This is a genomic window from Arthrobacter terrae, assembly GCF_015708085.1.
GTDB lineage: Bacteria > Actinomycetota > Actinomycetes > Actinomycetales > Micrococcaceae > Arthrobacter_M > Arthrobacter_M terrae.
The window spans coordinates 1-18,388 of sequence record NZ_JADNYM010000040.1 but is presented as its reverse complement, the minus strand read 5'-3'; the positions used below and the strand labels follow the sequence as shown (position 1 = coordinate 18,388).

Below are 18,388 nucleotides of genomic sequence, written 5' to 3'. Positions count from 1 at the left end.
CTCTGGACACGCCCAGCCGCTTGCACATCCACTGCACCGGGAAGTTGGCGTTCTCCTCCTGAACAAGGCGGTAGAGGTCTTCTACCGTTGTTCTTTGGCGAAGAACGTCGAAACTTTTTTTAGGAATTCATTCTCTCGTTCCACTTCCCGGAGCCGGGTCTCCAGCGCCTTGTATTTAGCGGCTTCCACGGGTTGATCGGACTTCATGCTGGCATCGGGATGGCCTTCATTGTGGTAACGGATCCACCGACGCAGCGCGGTCACCGAGACCCCCAGCTCGGAGGCGACGGTGGCTATCGGACGACCGGAAGAAATAACGAGATCAACGGCATCGGCTTTGAACTCATCAGAAAACGTTTGACGGGCGGACATGGGCACAATCCTTTCAAACTGTGTCTCATATCAGTAGTACACCTCACGCTGACGTCTGCGATGAGCAGGTCACCACCGAGCAGGTCTTGAACGATGAGAGCTGTAGGTCCGCACTGGCCCTGTGCCGCGTTGCCGGGGAGTGCCACTTCGTGAGGCTGTCGGCGTCGAGACAGGTCGTATTCGCACTCCAAGACAGACGGAATGCGCGTTCGAGCTCGAGGAATGTATAAGTCATGGCGACGGCGTAGCAAGGGACCTACTGAACAGTGACGGATCGACTAACTGGCGCTGGTGCGACATCGATCGATCACAGAATGCCGTTACGAAACGATCAAATTCACAGTTAGCTTCTGAAAGTGACAGATTTTTTGGGCTGGGGGAGCGAGTGGAGAGCGTCCGGTGGAGGACCGGCTTACGGGACTTCCATCTTGCGTCTATACGAGACACCTCTACGGTCACGGATCGAATGACAATTAGTCTCTATCTGTCCCCCTGTGGGCGCGGAACGACTGCGCCGTCGCGTACTGATTTTGTGCAGATGGGAAAAAATGACAGCGGGCATGAATCTTGGGAAAGGACTCCTTGCTAAGGTTGGAGCGTGAGTGGAACCGGCCTGGTCTAGTTCCACTACCCGCCCATCTACCGCCAATTCGGTGGTATTGTCCTCCGTTTCCTGGCAACATTCTGAAGGTTTCTATCTGTCCGTGAACTCTTTTCCGCCCAATGGGTAATACATAGTGTGACTACAAACGCCGACATCATTCGCCGATCCCGTGAGAGCCCTCAGGCTTTCACTGAGCTCTACGACAAATACGCCCGTATGATCCACAGGTACGCCGTCCGTCGCGCCGGTGAATCGGCAGCCGAGGACGTTATGGCCGAAACCTTCCTCGTCGCCTTTGAACGGCGGGACTCCTTTGACCACGCCCGAGATGATGCCTGGCCTTGGTTATTTGGAATCGCAACGAACCTGTTACGCAAACACCACAGGGCCGAGGCGAAAAGCCTCAAAGTCCTGACCAAGTCTTCGGGCCGTGACTCATACGCGGACAGCACGGAAAGGATTGCCGTGGCTATACAGTGCGAGCTCTTGCAACGATCGCCGCAGCAGCATTCGAAGAGGGACTCATCCTCGACGAGCTCGAGCGGAGTCACCTCCGCATACTGGTGCAGCACAGCAGGATCCGGCCGAAGAAGCGGCCCGAGAAGCCGCCGCGTGCCCGGGCGACGCTGCACAGTTTCATCGCCGCGATAGACCCGATCCCTGCAATTCTGCAGACACCCCGTCTGGAGGTTCTGGCGAGAAACCGTGCGGCGAGCATCCTGCTCACCGACTTCGGGAAGATGGCGCCGGAGGACCGCAATATCGCCCGCTGGCTGTTCCTAGACTCCTCAACTCGAGTCAGATTTTCGGATTGGCCGAAAGTCGCAGCTCCCACCGTCGCAGCACTCCGCGCAGCACGGGACCCGCTCGTTCAAGACGAGGCGCTGGAACGGCTCGTCGGTGAACTGGTCCGTCGCATCCGAGGACTTTCCTCGCTTGTGGGCCGGATCCGGTCTGTTCAAGCACGGGCATGGGGCGAAGCGAATCTTCCACCCAGCCGTCGGCACGATGACGCTCAACTACGGGACGATGGACATCCCGGAGTCCGGCCGTCAATTCATCTCGGCCTACACCGCGGACGCCGGGTCGGCCTCAATGAGAAGCTGCGGATCCTATTCAGCTGGAACGCGGAAGATGCGAGAGCGACTTCGACGTCCGATGATGCCTCACCGGACGAGGTGACGGCATTCAATGCAGACAGCTCAAGTCACTCTGCCCCGTGATCTGACTTCCGGTCCTCCGACCGGCGGGGCCAGGAGTGGACGGGTGCGCCCAGGGTGTTGGCCATCTCCCACCAGAGCCGGTTTACCTCGAAGTACCGATCGGTGGACTCGAGCGGCTTCTCCCACGGCTTGTCGATAATGTAGTGGATGTTCTTCACCGACGCCGAATCCCAGACCGACGGGTGCTGGTGCAGCAGGGTCTTCAGCGCGTTATACACGTAGGGCAGCGGACGCCAGCGGTCGCGATAGAACTCGTTGAGGAAGTCCTGCTCGGCGAACGGGTAGCGCGACAGGTCGTCCACGGCCGCCAGCCGCCCTACCATGTCGGCGAAGACGGCCTCGTCGGGCGACAACACGAGGAAGCCGCCGTTCAGGTAGTTGTCAGTCGCTCCCGGTTCGGTGACGTGGTGCCCACCTCGGCAGTGGGTGTAGAAGCAGTTGTCGGGCGTCCAGCTCGGCGGATAGCTCGCGATCCGGTTGGGGTTGCAACGGCAGGCGTGGCAGGCAGCGATGGCCCCGTCGGCCAGTTCCAGCGAGAACAGCTCATCCATGTTCTGGGTCACCAGCATGTCGGCGTCCAAGAAGACGACGCGCTCGAAACCGGTGAGCCCCCAGACGGCCAGCTTGGTCCACACCTCCGCAAACCGGGAGTTGGCGTAGCTGTCGGCCGACCCCCCAGCTGGACGCAGCGGCACCACGTCGCGCAGGAGGCATCCGTCGTCTCGGAGGAGGCGCCGGGTCTGCTCGTCGATCCCCTTGGTCACCATGACAACGAGGGGGGTTTTGCTGCCGGAGTTCGCTAGCGAGGCCTGCAGCGTCCGGACCCCGACCAGGTAGTCGGGTTGCGTCAGCAACGTCACCCATGCGTTCATCGGCGGTGCTCCTGTCCTAGTGGCCGGGTCGAGTCAGTTGAGCAGGGCCGCGGTGAACGCATTTGCGAAGCGGTGCTGCGGGTCGAGCGCCTCGCGCACCCGGCGGAAGGCTTCCCACTGCGGGTAGAGCGCCGGCCAGTCGTACAGGGACTCGTCGAAGTACTTGCCCCAGTGGGGCCGGCCACCCTCCTCGGCCAGGACCCGTTCCACCGCCCGGAGGAAACTATCGCCCTCCTCGGACAGCGAACCGTCGGCCGCGTAGTAGACCACGAAGCCGAAGTAGCAGGTGTCCTGGTCGTGAGACGGGCTCAGCCATCCGTCGGACGGGCCGGTGCAGCGCAGGATGACCGGGTAGTGCATCCGAGGACGGATCTCCGCGTGCCAGTCCTTGATCTTCTTGATCACCCCTCCGGCTCTAACCAGCGGAATGCCGATCTCGACGTTGATCTGGGGGGTGGCGATCCCCCGGCAGAACACCTGGTAGACGTCACCCGTGACGTCGGTGAAGTCCCGGAAGCGGGTCACGGTACGTAGCGGCTTGCCGTCGTCGGCGACCCCTCTGGTGTCATCGCGCAGCTGGCGCAGCGTCGACTCCACGGTGTTGTTCATCGTTGCGTTAGTAGTCGCGTGCTCCAGCAGCTCGCCGCCGCCGGCTCGATAACGCAAAACCTCGTCGTCCGTCGCCTCGTTGGCGGTCCAGACCTGGACCTGGCTCTCCTGGGGAAACCACCACGCCTTGACCAGGACGTTCTCCCGGTTCCAGGTCTCCAGGTGCGCTTCCAGATTGTCGGCGTCGACGGCCTTCTTGACGCAGGTGTAGATCACCGACTCCCGCGCACGCAACGTCACGGCGATGATGACGCCCAGTGAGCCGAGGCTGAGCTGGACGGCGGGGAAGTCCGGGTGGTCACGTTCGAATTCCGCGACCGTGCCGTCGGCCAACACCATCCGGATCGACAGTGCGGCGCCGGCGATCGAGCTCTGCTGCAAGCCTTGACCGTGGGTCCCGGTGGACAGGGCGCCGGCCAACGTCTGCTCGGCGATCACCCCGGGCGAGGCGTCCAGCATCTGCCCTCGCGCGGACAGGAACGCGTACACGTCGGCCAAGGGGGTCGAACCAGCGAAGGTCACGGTGTCGTCGGTGCTGGAGATCAGGCCGCTCAGCTTGCTCAAGTCCAGCAGTGTGCCGCTCCCGTTCGCGACCTGAATCATTCTGCCGGGCGACATCCGGCTCCCGATCATCCGGACCTGGCCGTCGCTGGTGGACAGGAAGTCGCACAGCTCCGCCTCAGTGGCCGGAGCGACAACCGAGCCGGGTGGACCCAATCGAGAGTTCTTGGCCCAGTTGCGGAGCCGGGTGTCCTCGCCGGTGAGCTCCGGCTCTTGACGGGGGTAGGCGAGTCTCGTGATAGCCATGGCGCGTCTCCTGTAGAAGTTCGGTTCTGCCTTCGAAGCCGCATTGATTTGCAAAGCTGATCCACCGGCACAGGTATTTTCCAATGCCGTGAACGAACTTCCTACTTCTGGAGAAGTCCCAGCAACACCATAGTAGACGCCCGGTCAAGGCGTTGACTAGACTGAAGCGGTGACTGTCGTATGCGTCCCCGACTCAAACGCTCGAGAACTCCTCGGAGCCCTTCCCGACGGGGTCGAGGTGGTCGTCTGGGACGGCGAGGGCGACAAGCCCGAGCGCCTGGCGGAGACCGTCTTCTGGGTGCCGCAGGTCGAGGACTCCACCAACCTCGCCGACAAGTTCGCCGCCATGCCGAAGCTCGAGGTCACCCAGCTGACGAGTGCCGGCGTGGAGGACATCCTCGACCACGTCCCGGACGGTGTCTCACTATGCACAGCGCGCGGTGTGCACGGCTCGGCGGTCGCCGAGCTGGTCTTGACGGTCGTCTTGGCCACGTTGCGTCGACTGCCTCACTTCGGCGAAGCGCAGCGACAGGGCCGGTGGGACCCGATGGAGGCCGACGACCTGCGCGACAAGCGGGTCCTGATCATCGGCGCCGGTGACCTCGGAGAGCAGACCGCCCGCCGGCTGCGGAGCTTCGACGCCGTCCCGGTGCTCGTGGCGCACACGGAACGGGACGGCATCCACGCTACCTCGGAGGTGCCGAGCTTACTGCCTGAGGCTGACGTGGTGGTGCTGACCGTTCCGCTCACCCCGGACACGACCGGACTCGTGGATGCCGAGTTCCTGTCCCGGATGCCCGACGGCGCCCTGCTGGTCAACGTCGCGCGCGGCAAGGTCGTCGACACCTCAGCACTGCTCGCAGAGCTGAGGACTGGTCGGCTGCACGCCGCCCTGGACGTGATGGAGCCGGAGCCGCTACCCGCTGACCACCCGCTGTGGAAGGCACCGAACCTGATTATCACCCCCCACGCAGCCGGCTCCATCTCGCAGTCCGGTCCGCGAGCCTTCGCGCTGGTCAACGCGCAGGTGCGCCGGTACGTGGCCGGCGAGGACCTCGTCAACGTCGTGAAGGGCGCCGACTGAGCCCTCAGGCGTACGCCGTGAAGTGCGGACCGAGGCTGTCGAGCCAGGCGACCGGATGCACGGCCACGGCGTCGGCGCCGGGCCGTGCCCACGCGGCGGCGACCGCCTCCTGCAGCGCCGCACCGGTCCGGGCAAACGGGTAGCGGTCCAGCACCCAGAGGCGGTTCGCGGCGCGCACCGGCGCCAGAGCGTCCATGTCCTGGATCAGGCCCGCCACCTGGTCGCGTATGAGCAGCGGTCGCTGGTCCGGGACCCGCCAGGCTCCGGGTGCCTCGAACAGCTCGTGACCGCCGCCGCCGTCGTAGCCGACCACGAGACAGCCTGACGCCAGCGCCTCGGCGACCGGCAGACCGAAGCTCTCGGTGTGCCCGAGCGCGACGAAGACCGCCGAGCTCCCCAGGGTGGCGGCCACCTCCGCCCGCGGGGTTTGGACCAGCTCCACCAGATCCACCCCCGAGAGCCGTGGGTCGTCGACCAGCAGCCGCTTCAGCAGCGAGGCTTCCCGCGGCCGCTTCTTGGGAAACCAGCTCACCCGGAGCTGCTCGGTCGCGCCGGGGGCGAATAGCTCGCCGTCCACCGGGTTGGGCACCACGCTCACCGGTAGGCCGGGCAGCGCGGCGGCCAGCACGTCGCGGCTTTCCGCGGACACTACCCAGATCGCGGGCGCGGGCGCCCAGCCGGGAAAATCCTCCCCGGGGGCGCCGGCGGCGAAGGTGTAGAAGTGGTTCTGGTTGAAGATGACCTTGCGGCCTCCGGGTGCCGGATCGCGGCCCTGGACGGTCGGTGTCTCCGGCAGCACCAGAAGGTCGTCAGCGCCGATCGGAGTGGTGGCGCCGAACAACATCGGCACGTCGTCGGCGATCCAGTCGGTGCGGTCATCTGGATCGGGCAGCCACAACCAGGCCTCGTGGCCGCCCTCGCGCAGCAGCCGGACGTGCTGGGTCATCACGTGCACGCCGCCGCTGTGGTGGGGAGTGGCGAAACCCGCGTAGACGATCCGCCCCGGGGACGAGTCGGGACGCCTCACCATGCCGGAGGGGTCAGGTACCACGACGCGCCGCTCCCGACGTTGTGGGCGGGGAACGAATCCGGTCCGAGCCCGACGTCCGCCCGCCACCCGTCGCCCCACTTGGCGTTCAGACCGTGCAGGATCTCCGCCCGATTGTCCTCCGACGTCTGACCGGTCCGGTTCATCGTCTGCCGCCGCAGGTGCGAGACGTAGGCGCCCTCGGTGACCACGCACCGTAAGCCGGCCGCGCCCACCCGGATCGCCAGGTCGATGTCCGCGCCGTAGCCGTGCCGGGGGAAGGTCGCCTCGTCGAGACCCCCCAGCTCGACGACGGGGGGCACCGCGAACGCGATCGCGGTGCCGTCACAGAAGTCGACGTCGCGAAGCACGTCGCGCGGGACGTACTCGGCGGCGGTGGGCGGGATCGTGTGGGCCCGCTGGTGGAGCCAGAAGTCGTCGTAGCAGGCCGCCGCAAGCGCGATGTCGTCCGCGGTCGAGAATGGCGTGAGCAGTCCGTCGAGGAACCCGGGCGACAGCCGGATGTCGTTGTTCAGCACCACGCAGACCGCATGCCCATCGCGCGACGACGTTTGCAGGGCCCAGTTCGCGGCGCCGATCCACCGCAGGTTGCGTCCTGGGCGGTGGACCGAGATGCGCCCCTGCGGGAGGACGTAGTCACCGGCGTTGTCGACCACCACGATGCGCACGGCCGGGTCGAGATCGCTTCCGTCACGACACAGGTCATGCACGAGCGCATCGGTCAGCTCCGGCGAACCGAACGCGGGGATGACCACCAGGGTCGACGCGGCGGTGCTCGAAGAGGTCACTGCTCGGCGCGGGCCGCGCGGCCCCCGCGGTCGCCGTACAAGGTGATCACAAACATCGGTTCCCGTCAGGTCAGGTGGACTTGTGCCACGGTAGAGAAGAATACCCCGTCTCTGCTGTGGCCCTTGCCATTAGGGTCTCCCTTGCGATCGCTACCGGAACCTGACGCTCGATACTCTCCGCGACCGTATGGCCGTCAAGCTACGCCTCGAATGCCCGAACCATCGGAAGGAGCGCGCGGCGATTACGACAACACGGTGACGGTGTCCTCGTGGTACTCCGCGATCACCACAACGGCGCCCTACCCGACGAAGATACCTTCACCTTCCACGGATTTCGTTGCGTGGAAGTCGAAGGCTGGCCAGGAGGTATCGATGCCATCACCGAGAAGAATCTCACCGCAGTGGTCGTGAGCTCCGACCTTCGGCGGACCGGGCACTTCAAGTCATCCGACGCCTTGCTCAACCAACTCCACGACAATGTCGTCTGGGGTATGCGAGGCAACTTTCTCGATGTCCCTACGGACTGCCCGCAACGCGACGAGCGGCTGGGCTGGACCGGCGACATCGCAGCCTTCGCACCGACTGCGGCGTACTTATCCGGCTCTTCACGAATGAGGGTGTAGTGGTCAGCGCTCGGTGCGCGTCGGGGAAGGAGTAGGGGTCGAGATCTCCCGGAGGATGGAAGTTCTCACACTGACTCATGAAGGGTATGGGATGGGTTGATGTTTCTACCCTGCATATAGCAGGTTCTGCTCAATAGCCCTTTCTAAACGATACACACGTTTCAATGTGGGGACGCAGTGCGGCAGACCGAACTCTCGATAAGCGACGCATGTGCCCAATCCACAGTGGGGGCTTGTGAAAAAGTGGAATATCCGACGCTAAGGTTTTGCCGGGCGTCGCAGCGGCTTTGCAGACGCTCTGGGTTGAAGATATTGGTCTCAGGTGCCACCTGTTACTAACTTTTCATTGACGTTCATGAGCAAGACCAGTAGATTCGAGGCACTGCCATGAACGACCGGGGAATCATGAACGCAGGGGGAAATCATAAATGTTCATTCGATTATTGGATCCGCTGTTGTTGCACTGTTCGCAGCAGGATCAACGGTAGTAGGAGCAACGGCCGCATCTGCCGCGACACCAGATCTAGTCTCGTCCTCAGACACCTGTGTGACTTATGCGAAGCAGGTACACACCCTCAATGACTGGGCGTGTGTCAGTGGCGTTCTGTATGCAAGGCCTCGTGGCAGCAATGAGACTGCTACAGAGGTCAGGACTTTCCAGCAGTCCACGCCGTCTAAGGATCAGAGCCAAAATTCCGTCCAGCCGCTGGCAATACTAAACGGGCTCTTCAGAATTGACAGTGTAGTTTCGGTCTGAATCCACCGGATTCCAGCAATGATCTGGCGACGGTATTGGTGAGGTTTCTGAAGCCGAGAGCAGATCCCCGGAGGTGCTCTCGGCGGCCATTGGATCGCTTCGGTAGGCCCATTGGAGGTGCCTGGCTGGTCGAAGTACGCGAGTACGTCTTCTGCCCGTCGTTTGAGCGTCTGCCCCAGTGTTTTGAGTTCGATGAGAGCTGCTGGGACTCCGGTGCAGATGGAATCAACAACTCCCTGCATGAGCTTCTTGCCTTGGGATCGCTCTGGTTCCCGGTACGCGGCAACCATGCGTTGATAGATTCCCCAGCTCGCTTCAACTTCTATATGCGTATCCGTAGCGAACAGGGGTTCCAGTCGTTGGCGTTGCTTCTCAGTGAGCAGGTCCGCTCCGGTATGAAGCGTCAGTCTGGCCGAATACAACGGGTCCCTGGCCGGTCCGCGATGACCGCACGTCTGCTGCTGAAGGCGTCGCCGGCATGAATCCAATGCTTCCCGAGCCATGCGGATGACATGGAATGGATCCATGACCGGGACGGCGTCGGGGAGTTCCTCGGCAGCGGCGCTCTTGAAGCCGGAGAACCCGTCCATGGCCACGACCTCAACCCCGTCCCGCCACTGCTGTGGGCGTGCTTTTAGCCAGGTGGCGAAGACCTGTTTTGAACGGTCTTCGACCATGTCCAGCAGGCGGGAAGGGCCGGTGCCGTCATGGATCGGGGTGAGGTCAATGCTGACGGTGACGTACTTGTAGCTACGGCGGGTGTGCCGCCAAACATGCTCGTCAACTCCAATGACTTTCACTCCGTCGAAGCGGTGCGGGTCATCAACTAGCACACGCCGTCCTTCTGCCAAGACGGCCTTATTTGCGGTATTCCAGGTCACTCCGAGGCCCTCGGCGATTCGAGCGACGGTGAGGTGTTGGCACACGATCCCCTCCAGTGCCCAGCGCAGTCCCCGGCGGGAGAGCTTCGCCCGTGGTTCGGCAGCTTTGGAAATGTTCTGCCGCCACGCGTGTCCGCACCCGTTGCAGTGATAGCGGCGGATCCGCACCAGCAACGTGGTGGGCCGCCAACCGAAGGGTTCATGACCGAGCTGGCGGGTCACAGTGTCACGGGGAACACCCTGACAACCGCACTTCCGACACCAATCATCCGGAGCAACAACACGGCAGGCAAGGACCGCCCGATCACCGGCGGACATACTGCCCGGTCACCTCGAGCCCGAGCCCCTCGAGGCGGCAAAAGGTGGTCAGGTCAGGGCTGTGGAAGGTAGCGTTGAACACGAGGGCCTTGCGGTAGAAGAACGAGATCTAGATAATCTGATTCTCTCCCAAGGCCCTCACCTCAACCGAAACAACCTCCCCGCCACGGAATTCACACGCGCCAGCCCTGACTACACTCTCGATTCTGAAGAGCCCGAAAACATCGGGTCATTGAGGATGCGTGCCAAGGTGGTCTGCCCGAGTGTGCTCATCTCTGGGTTCGTCTCCCGGTAGTACCACACCAAGCCCATCGCCTGCTGGAACGCCCACGCGGCTCCACGCCACCACTCGAGGTCATCGCAAGCTAGCTCGCTGCGAAGTAGTGCTCGCCTTTCGTTGTCGAGCATGTGCCACGCTGCGACAAGATCGAGTGATGGGTCAGCCGGAGCGAAACCCCCGCCGTCCAAAACGCCAATCAGTCGGTCGCCTTCGACGAGGAGGTTGCCTGAAATCAATCGCTGTGCGTCATCACCTCGGGGCCGGCACCAGGCAAGCTCCGGAACTCCACCAGAGTGTGCGGAGCCGGCCAACCGGAAGTAGCCCGTCACTTTCTCGGAAACAAACTCCCATCCACTCGTCAGAGTCCTTCAGATCTCCGCGGCAACCTGAGCCCGCGAAGTGACGTCCTTCCGTGTCGGCGGCGCGCAGCGAATGTACGAGCCCGGCGAGGGCATAGGCGAACGTTTCGGACTGCGCCAAGCCGTTGGGTGTTGCAACGGCCCCGGGTAACCAGGTCTGCACAGACCACGGCAACGGATACCCGTAATCCGGATTGCCCACGGCAATTGGCCTTGGAGCCGGGACCGGGCAACATTTGGCCAACTCGCGCATTGCTTCGGCTTCTCGGGCGAGCTGCGTGCTCATATTGTTTGGTTCCATGTAGCGGAGCGGGAATCGTGCCGTAAGGTCGACGGCGATTCGAAAGATCGCGTTCACCGTTCCATCTGTCACGATGCGACGGATCCGTTTATGACGCCAATCGGGAAACTGGTCGACTATCAACCGACAAGCAACTCGTTCACCAACGTGCAACTCATCGTCGTGCGTGGCCATGCTGGCTAACGTCAGCCGACCTGGGAGACTGTCCCGGCGAACGTTCCATAAGGGGACGGATTTATGGGCTGGCTATACGGCGCAGTCGGTCGACATTTTGTGAGTCTCTGGCGATCCGCTGGGTTCCGGCATAGCGTGGCAGGATGACATCCCGAGAACGGTTCATGAAAGAAGTCCCGCAGCCGGACGCGATCGTTGCAGTGGTTGAAGAACTGACCCGCTACCCCTGGCCTAAGAGTGAGGCCGAACGGGATGCCTTGTTCAAGCGTCTGGGGTGGAGCCATAAAAAATAGTTTCCTGCGCACAGCTCAGACGATGTCGCGCACTTTCAATTAGAAACAAGGGACGACGGGCCTCCTGTCGTCGCCACTTCACGGGAAATGGACGGCTACATAGAATCAGTTGATTTGCAGCTCCGAATGGATTCAGCGCCGCCGGACCCCGAGGCGACGCAGTGCTTCGGCGCCATTCTCAGTCAACTGACGAACCTCCACGGCGAGGCCACCATTCCATGGCACGGCCAGAGAGGCCTGCGGAAGATGTGGAACGTCAACAGCATCGACATTGATGTCACCTACAACGACAGCCGCAGCTCGCTCACGATCGGAATTCAGGACGAACGGTTCTTCGCCGAAGTGGAAGCTTACGCCCGCGACAACTGAGCCGGGCGGGAATTCCAGCATTCTTCAACGTCTCTCGCGCCCGGGCGCATAATGCCGCCGACTGTCCGGCAAGCGTTCCCTCGCGGACACCCTTTCGAGCCGAAAAGCACCCTCGATTCGATCTCTGAAAGTGCCATCAAGTTCGGCCCGTAGATCCTTCCGCTTACGGGAGCTCGAATCGAATGTGGCGGGCGAGCTGGTGTTGAGGGGCTTGAGCGTCCCCGCATGGTGAATGATCCGCGCAATAGTATTTCGGCCGAGCATGCTCGTTGCCGGATTTGATTGTTGGTCGTGATGGTCGAGGCCCATAGTATGCGGGAATGCTTCGGCGGCCCTGCGCTGCCATTCGATTTGGTCGCATCCGAGCGAGCGAAGGATCGTGCGAGTGGCGATGTCGAGCATGTGGCATGTGGCAAGTGGCAAGTGGCAAGTGGCAAGTGGCAAGCGGCAACCGGATCCGGGGCAGGGTCGGTGGGAGCGAAACCGCAGCTGGGGGCCTCGGGGGTGATCGGGATTGGTGGATTTTGACCCGCGATGGCGGTGTCAAGTTGTCTGAACCCGTAGGGATGCCGCGAGTGGATCCCGTCCAAGGGCGGCGATCTCCCGCAGGGAGGTACTTGCCGTTGATTCGCTACACGGCCGGGCATATCGTTGGTGCTATGACCTCCAGCGTTGCCACCACGGATCGGGAGGCAACGCCCGGCCAGGGGTGGCAGGTCGCCGTTGCGATCATCGCTTCCCTAGCGGCAACGCGCTTATTTTCTGGATCCCGCCATGGAGGTTCGCGCATCTGCAACGTAAAAAAACCAGGGAGACAGTCATGCGGTTTTCAATGAAAAACAGAGTATTTCGACTCGGCATCATCGGCGCGGTGGCAATGCTCGGAGTGGTAGGGATTGCTGCTCCGGCCGAGGCCCATGTACCGGTCCTCCTCACCGATGCCAACACCGTGTTCACTGTCGATGACTTACCGCTGGTGTTGGATGGCACCACATCCATCGCCTTCTACGGCAGCACCGGTCGGTGGCAGACCCGGGCAATGCGGATCGAGTTGAAGGCCGGCGACCAGTTCCATGCCGAACTGCTCATCCCAGCCCTTGCCCCCGAAACCACCCTTTCCCCAAGACGGCTACCACGGATGGTGATTGTGAGCCCTCAGCACCAGGTGACTGTGCTGGCTAACAATGAGCGGAAGGCCTTCTTCGAACCGTTCACCAATACTTCGTATTTGACGTTGGGCGAGACAACCACGGTGGCCCAATCCGGCATCTATGACATCGTGGTGGTTGGGGTTGCGCCGACCCGATTCGTCGCGGTGACCGGTCAGGTGGAGAAGTTCAGCGCGTCACTGGAGAATGCCAGCGTCGCGTCGCTCGCCCAAATTCAGAACTGGTATCGAACCCCGCCCCAAGGGTACTAAGGATCCCGCTGGTGGGTCGCACGGATGAGGAATCACCAGTACCGTCCAGGGTGTCTTGTGCTCCCCACTCACGAATGGAGAACCCCGGACTCTGATGGCCGGTGGCCGGATTTAGTCGACTGTCATCAGGATTCAATCGAGGCACAACGCCTCGCTCAGGGTTCCGTTGCGGACGGTGATTGGCACAGCGCCAATCGACACGTCGCGCGCCAGTAGACGACCCGCTAACGGGCTGCGACGAAGGACACCCCCATCGTGCCTCGCAATGACAGAGGGCTGGCCGGAGTATCGCGGGCCGCGGAAGAACATGTTGGTGTGCGCGGATCTGCCCGGCGCGGATCGTGACACCGTCTTGTTCAGTGTCCCTAGCGTAACCTGGACACCGCGCAGCGTCGATACCCTCAAGGCGCCGTCACTCACGCACCGGGAGGAACGCCCCGTCGCAGCGAGTAGCATGGCTCCCAATTGACCAGCAACGGAAGGAAGTCGTGTCATGCATTATGTCGTCGTACAGGTGATTCTCAAAGAGAAACTGTGGGGAACCGGTTCGGGCAACCTGACGTCCATGGAGAAGGCCATCAACGATCAGGCAGCGAAGGGCTACCGACTCCACACCATAACCACCGCGAGCAGCGGGAGCAAGGGAATCGGCGGCGGTGACCGCATCCAGGCAACGATGGTGTTCGAGAGCCTCGTATAATCGCTCAACGCGAAACGAGCTGTGGGGTCTGGATAGCCCGACGCACTCCGACGAGACAGGTTCGCTGTCCCGGGCGAACGGTAGACGATCCCTCACTGGGGCACCTTGAGCGCGAGATGAAACTCATTCAAGCACTTGAATTCGACTGTGACTGTGAGCGTGGTGATTCTGCTGGCAGAGACGACATAGCCTTTCCCGGTGCTGTAGTTGACCACCACACCGCATGCCGGAATCCGCCGAGCCCCATTCCTTCTTGGCTGGGTGACGTAGCATTCTGAGACAACGACAGACAGCCAGGTGTTTAGCAAGAAATCCAATGCCCTTGCAGTGCATCTGACTAGGACCAAGGCAGAGTGGGGGAAATGAACGGACGTGTGTTCGGAACTGCCCTGATGGGGACGCTATCAGCACCGGCGAGCCGAAGTTGACGATGACGACGGTGCGGGGGCTCACGGCGGCGGAAGTTTTCAAGTTGAACGGTACCAACGGGAGCTAGGCGGCTTCGGTTGTGGTGGTTTCCATTGGTCGGTTAATCCACGCTTCGTCGGGTAGTGCGAGGATTTTCGGGTCAGTGTTGGTGGTGAAGCGTTCAGGGTTTCTGGCACGGGCTGCAGCCAGCGTTGCCGAGCGTTCCTTGGCTATGTTGGTAGCGTGGCCAAAGTGGACATTCGCAGGGGTGTGGAAGCCGATCCCGGAGTGCTGGTGGTGATGGTTGTACCAGTCCACGAAGCCGCTGATAAAGGTTGAGGCGTCGTGGACGGAGGCGAAGCGCGCGGGGAATTCCGGCCCGTATTTTAGGGTCTTGAACAGCGCCTCGGAGTACGGGTTGTCGTTGGATACGCGGGGTCTGGAGTGCGAGCGGGTGACCTCCAGATCCGAGAGTAGAGCGGCAACGGTTTTGGAGGTCATGGATGTTCCACGGTCGGCGTGGACGACATCGGGGACGCCGTGGATCCCGAAGATTTCCTTCATCATTTCCACCGCCAGGGTCCCTGCTTCGGTGGTGTGCACGTGCGCGCCGACGATGAATCGTGAGTAGATGTCGACCATCATGTAGCAGTCGAAATATTTCCCCTTGATCGGGCCGGCGAGTTTGGTGATATCCCAGGTGTTATGCCGACGTCGGCATAACACCTGTTATGCCGACGTTGTGATTATGCCGATGTTGGTCTGCGATCCCAGGTTCCAGGCGGTGAAAGCAACAAAAAGGTCGGCATAATCACAGCGCCGCGAGGAAGGCCAGAACGGTATCTGTGGGCTGGTAGCGTCCTGGCGCGGTGACGCCGGATGGGGTGACTTTCGCGATCGCGGCCTCCTTCAATGTCATGTCGGCGTGGAGGTAAATGTTCGTCGTGGCGATCTGCTCGTGGCCGAGCCATAGGGCGATGACGGTTGTATCGACTCCGGCATGCAGCAGCCGCATCGCAGCGGTGTGGCGAAGCGTATGCATGGTCACGTGTCTTCCGACCAGCGACGGGCAGGACGATGCGGCCGTGGTGATGGTGTGGTGGATACGGTGCTCGATCGCGTCCCGGCTGAGACGCCGGCCAGTGCTGGTGGTAAACAGCGCGGCATCGGCGGGGCCACTGTGTTCGAAGATCCACCCGTTCAGAATCGCGACGGTGGCTGGCAGCAGCGGGGTGCGGCGTTCTTTGCGGCCCTTGCCGAGGCAGTGGACGTGCGCCCCGACACCGGTGTGGACGTCACCGAGGGAGAGCCCGATGATCTCGCTGATGCGCAACCCTGTCTGGATTGCCAAAGTGAACATCGCATGGTCGCGGCGGCCGGTGCGGGTGTCCTGGTCGCAAGCGCCCAGGAGTGCGTCGGCTTCGCTGGGGTCAAGCCAGGTGACGATGTTGCGGTGCATTCTCGCCGCCGGGATCGCCAGGACGCGTTGGATCACTTCGGCATGCTCGTGGTGGCGCAACGCGGCGTAACCGAACAAGGAGTGAATCGCGGCCAGGCGGGCATTGCGGGTGCGGGCACTGTTGCCCCGGATTTCTTCCAGGTAGTGGAGGAACCCGGTGATGGTGTCGACATCAAGATCGCTGATCTCAATGGCAGAGGGTTTCTTGCCAGTCTGAGCACAGACATGGCCAAGGAGCAACGTAAATGTGTCACGGTAGGAAGCGATGGTGTTGGCGCTGGCCTGGCGCTGGGTGACCAGCCGGTCGGTGAAGAACGCTTGCAGCAGCGGAGCGAGAGAGGTCATGACCCCACCTGCTCCCCGGTGTTCGCAGCATCAAGGCGTGCGGCAGCGTGAGCGAGCAGTTCGGGAACGGCGCTCAGATACCAGTAGGTATTCGCCGGATCGGAATGGCCTAGATAGATCGATAGGGCAGGCATCTTCGCGGCGACATCGGCGCCGTCGCGATACCAGCCCAGCAGTGTGTTCACTGCGAACGTGTGCCGCAGGTCGTGCATCCGAGGCTGCCGCGACGCAGTGCGCAATCCTGCGGCAGTAGAAGCGTGCACCCAGTTATCGCGAACGGTCGCGTATTTCAACCGTTCGCCGTATGCATCGGTGAAGAACGCCGGCCTGCGATCGTGGTGCTGGTCCTCGCCCCAGCGCGTATAGCGTTCGAGAGCGGCAGTGGTGCTCGGGTGCAGCGGGACCAGCCGTGGGTCGCGGCCCTTGCCTCGACTGATCAGCAACACTCCGGCATCCAAATCGGCGGTGTCCCAGTCCAGTGCGAGGGCCTCACCGACCCGTAATCCCGTGGCCGCCAGCAGCGCGAACAACACCGGATAAGTCTGGCCTCGGTTCCCGCCCTCCAAGGCGGCGGCGGCGCGGATCACCGCCGTGATTTCAGCGGATGTATAAATGTAGGGAGCCTGACGATGCGTGGGGCCGGCGAAGACCCCGGGTGGCGGAACCTCGTGGATCGGGTTCAGCGCGTGCATGTAGACGGCGAGCCCGCGGACGGCGGTCATCCGCCTCGACGCGCGCGTCAGCGGCCTGGTCATCATGCCCTCCGGGAGAGAGCTGCACCAGTTAATGGCCTCCGTGATGGTGATTATCTCGATGCCCGCGGCCGTGAGGTGTGTGGCGAACTGGTGCAGCAGGTGTTCAGGCCACGCCAGGCGTGCGCCGAGCTGGCGGCGCAAACGCAGATAGTCGGTGACGTTCTCGTCCCAGGTCACGACAGTTCACCCCCGGCCGGCCAAGGCCGGGCCAGCTGTCGTAACCGGACCACGTCCACCCGGGCGTAGTTCGACGTCGTCGCGGGATCGTCGTGGCGGAGTACTTGCCCGATCGCGGCCAACGGCACTTCGGCGGCAACCATCGCCTCGGCCAAACTGTGGCGCAGCTGGTGAGGCCCGAATTTCTCCAAATGCGCGCGGGTGCAGGCACGGGTCACGATCCCCCAAACCCCCGGGGAGCTCAGCGCTCGTCGCGGAGCACGGACGGTGCAGAACACTTCCCGCAGGTCCGCATCGGCCGGTCGGGCATGCATCAGATAGTCCACCACAGCGGCGCCGACCTCGGCCGGCAGCGGAAGGCACTCGTGTTTCGCGCCCTTGCCGCGGATGAGGACCTCCCCGTGACGCCAGCGAATATCTTCCAGCTGCATTCCGGCGACTTCCCCGGCGCGCAGGCCGAGCCGGATTAGCAGGAGGATTACCGCATATTCGCGCCGCCCCACCGCTGTGCTCCGGTCACAGCCCTGCAGGAGAGTGCCGATCTGTTCCGCGCTGGCGCCCAGAGGAAGAAGGGAAGGCAACGGCTCTCGAATCACCATCGTCGCACCGGTCAGATCACGGTTGAGCTCGCCGCTGATGAAACAGAACCGCAGAAAGGCCCGCAGTGCATAGCCGAACTTCTTCACCGACGCCGGCGCCCGTCCCACTCCCTCATCCAGCAACGCGCGGGTGACGTCGGCGCCGCTCAATTTAGCAAAACCCTCAGACGGACAATGCGTCTCCAGGAACCGCCGGACCCGCACCACATATGCTGACGTGGTGCGCACCCCGATACGACGCTCCGTCAGAAGGTAGCGCTCGAACCGAACCAGCACCGCCGGATCCTCCGCCGCACGGGGCGGGCCCGCAGCCTCCGCAGTGATCACCCCTGACTCCGCCAGCCAGCCCAGCAACGGGCACAGCGCCTTACGGGTGAACAACGCAGTACGTGTGGCTTTGCGTTCAACGAGGAATGCATCGACCTGCAACACCGTCAGATCGCCAAGGCGCAGGCCTTCGGCCTCGAGCCAGCTACTCAGATGTGCCAGCAGACAGAACTGATTCACAATCGATGCCGGGGCGAATCCCAGCCGCAATAGTTCGGCCTCAAATCCCTCAGCATGTTTCTGCAGCGGACCATGGACCTGGATCCGGCACGTTTTCCTCGTTGCTGTCATTGTGTGCTCCTCGTCTGCTCAATTGTTGAGAAGACAAGCCGATCACCACAGCGTGATTATGCCGACCTTTTTGTTCCCTCCACCGCCTGGAACCAGGGATCACAGACCAACATCGGCATAATCACAATGTCGGCATAACAGGTGT

The 18,388-nt window shown here is 62.4% G+C and carries 16 protein-coding genes and 4 pseudogenes; 8 read left to right on the top strand and 12 right to left on the bottom strand.

All coding sequences use genetic code 11. The features are described from left to right. Window positions 1-81: 81 nt before the first annotated feature. Together IV500_RS20680 and IV500_RS22460 are read right to left on the bottom strand one after the other, a co-directional pair. Window positions 82-372, bottom strand: coding sequence for a transposase (locus IV500_RS20680; RefSeq protein WP_196398706.1), 291 nt, complete (start codon window positions 370-372; stop codon window positions 82-84). After that, the gene (locus IV500_RS22460; RefSeq protein WP_446680235.1) at window positions 294-518 is read right to left on the bottom strand and encodes a YunG family protein; all 225 of its coding nucleotides are present in this window, start codon (window positions 516-518) and stop codon (window positions 294-296) included. Before IV500_RS22460 ends, IV500_RS20680 begins: the two co-directional genes overlap by 79 nt. Window positions 519-1,111: 593 nt before the next feature. Here IV500_RS22460 and IV500_RS22455 point away from each other — a divergent pair. Both IV500_RS22455 and IV500_RS22450 read left to right on the top strand, forming a co-directional pair. Beyond that, window positions 1,112-1,360, top strand: a pseudogene (locus IV500_RS22455) (RNA polymerase sigma factor); the annotation flags it as partial. 92 nt (window positions 1,361-1,452) lie between these two features. Further along, entirely contained in the window at window positions 1,453-2,199 is a 747-nt protein-coding gene (locus IV500_RS22450; protein ID WP_312876012.1) for an MmyB family transcriptional regulator, read from the top strand. On the opposite strand, the gene IV500_RS20665 is transcribed toward IV500_RS22450, so the two are convergent. Both IV500_RS20665 and IV500_RS20660 read right to left on the bottom strand, forming a co-directional pair. Further along, complete coding sequence (locus tag IV500_RS20665; protein WP_196398705.1) at window positions 2,184-3,071, bottom strand: glycosyltransferase family 8 protein; 888 nt, start codon at window positions 3,069-3,071, stop codon at window positions 2,184-2,186. The genes IV500_RS22450 and IV500_RS20665 overlap by 16 nt on opposite strands. Before the next feature lie 33 nt (window positions 3,072-3,104). After that, window positions 3,105-4,487, bottom strand: coding sequence for a D-arabinono-1,4-lactone oxidase (locus tag IV500_RS20660; RefSeq protein ID WP_196398704.1), 1,383 nt, complete (start codon window positions 4,485-4,487; stop codon window positions 3,105-3,107). A gap of 169 nt (window positions 4,488-4,656) precedes the next feature. On the opposite strand from IV500_RS20660, the gene IV500_RS20655 reads away from it, so the two are divergent. Beyond that, window positions 4,657-5,571, top strand: a complete 915-nt coding sequence (locus IV500_RS20655; protein WP_196398703.1) for a 2-hydroxyacid dehydrogenase — start codon at window positions 4,657-4,659, stop codon at window positions 5,569-5,571. Window positions 5,572-5,575: 4 nt separating this feature from the next. On the opposite strand, the gene IV500_RS20650 is transcribed toward IV500_RS20655, so the two are convergent. Further along, on the bottom strand, window positions 5,576-6,517 hold the full coding sequence (locus IV500_RS20650; RefSeq protein WP_196398702.1) for a glycosyltransferase: 942 nt from the start codon (window positions 6,515-6,517) through the stop codon (window positions 5,576-5,578). A 77-nt stretch (window positions 6,518-6,594) separates the two neighbouring features. Beyond that, window positions 6,595-7,407: a glycosyltransferase gene (locus IV500_RS20645; protein ID WP_196398701.1), complete on the bottom strand. Its 813-nt coding sequence runs from the start codon at window positions 7,405-7,407 to the stop codon at window positions 6,595-6,597. 308 nt (window positions 7,408-7,715) lie between these two features. On the opposite strand from IV500_RS20645, the pseudogene IV500_RS21765 reads away from it, so the two are divergent. Further along, a pseudogene (locus IV500_RS21765) lies at window positions 7,716-8,012 on the top strand (alpha-L-rhamnosidase-related protein); the annotation flags it as partial. 746 nt (window positions 8,013-8,758) lie between these two features. On the opposite strand, the pseudogene IV500_RS20635 reads toward IV500_RS21765, so the two are convergent. Beyond that, window positions 8,759-10,068, bottom strand: a pseudogene (locus tag IV500_RS20635) (ISL3 family transposase). Between the two features lie 447 nt (window positions 10,069-10,515). Further along, on the bottom strand, window positions 10,516-10,911 hold the full coding sequence (locus tag IV500_RS22370; protein ID WP_376770238.1) for a phosphotransferase: 396 nt from the start codon (window positions 10,909-10,911) through the stop codon (window positions 10,516-10,518). 332 nt (window positions 10,912-11,243) lie between these two features. On the opposite strand from IV500_RS22370, the gene IV500_RS20625 reads away from it, so the two are divergent. The 4 genes from IV500_RS20625 (at window position 11,244) to IV500_RS20610 (ending at window position 13,882) form a co-directional block, all read left to right on the top strand. After that, window positions 11,244-11,393, top strand: coding sequence for a hypothetical protein (locus tag IV500_RS20625; protein WP_196398700.1), 150 nt, complete (start codon window positions 11,244-11,246; stop codon window positions 11,391-11,393). Window positions 11,394-11,480: 87 nt separating this feature from the next. After that, on the top strand, window positions 11,481-11,762 hold the full coding sequence (locus tag IV500_RS20620) for a hypothetical protein (RefSeq protein WP_196398699.1): 282 nt from the start codon (window positions 11,481-11,483) through the stop codon (window positions 11,760-11,762). 820 nt (window positions 11,763-12,582) lie between these two features. Further along, entirely contained in the window at window positions 12,583-13,182 is a 600-nt protein-coding gene (locus tag IV500_RS20615; RefSeq protein ID WP_196398698.1) for a hypothetical protein, read from the top strand. A 493-nt stretch (window positions 13,183-13,675) separates the two neighbouring features. Further along, window positions 13,676-13,882: a DUF4177 domain-containing protein gene (locus IV500_RS20610; protein ID WP_196398697.1), complete on the top strand. Its 207-nt coding sequence runs from the start codon at window positions 13,676-13,678 to the stop codon at window positions 13,880-13,882. Between the two features lie 492 nt (window positions 13,883-14,374). Here the strand turns inward: IV500_RS20610 and IV500_RS20605 are convergent. From IV500_RS20605 to IV500_RS20590, 4 genes and pseudogenes are all read right to left on the bottom strand, one after another. Beyond that, a pseudogene (locus IV500_RS20605) lies at window positions 14,375-14,992 on the bottom strand (transposase); the annotation flags it as partial. Window positions 14,993-15,101: 109 nt separating this feature from the next. Continuing rightward, complete coding sequence (locus IV500_RS20600; protein WP_196398696.1) at window positions 15,102-16,094, bottom strand: tyrosine-type recombinase/integrase; 993 nt, start codon at window positions 16,092-16,094, stop codon at window positions 15,102-15,104. Beyond that, a complete protein-coding gene (locus IV500_RS20595) occupies window positions 16,091-17,026 on the bottom strand; it encodes a tyrosine-type recombinase/integrase (RefSeq protein ID WP_196398695.1) in 936 nt (311 codons plus the stop codon). The genes IV500_RS20600 and IV500_RS20595 overlap by 4 nt, the downstream gene beginning before the upstream one ends. Continuing rightward, window positions 17,023-18,243: a tyrosine-type recombinase/integrase gene (locus tag IV500_RS20590; RefSeq protein WP_196398694.1), complete on the bottom strand. Its 1,221-nt coding sequence runs from the start codon at window positions 18,241-18,243 to the stop codon at window positions 17,023-17,025. The genes IV500_RS20595 and IV500_RS20590 overlap by 4 nt, the downstream gene beginning before the upstream one ends. Window positions 18,244-18,388 lie beyond the last annotated feature (145 nt).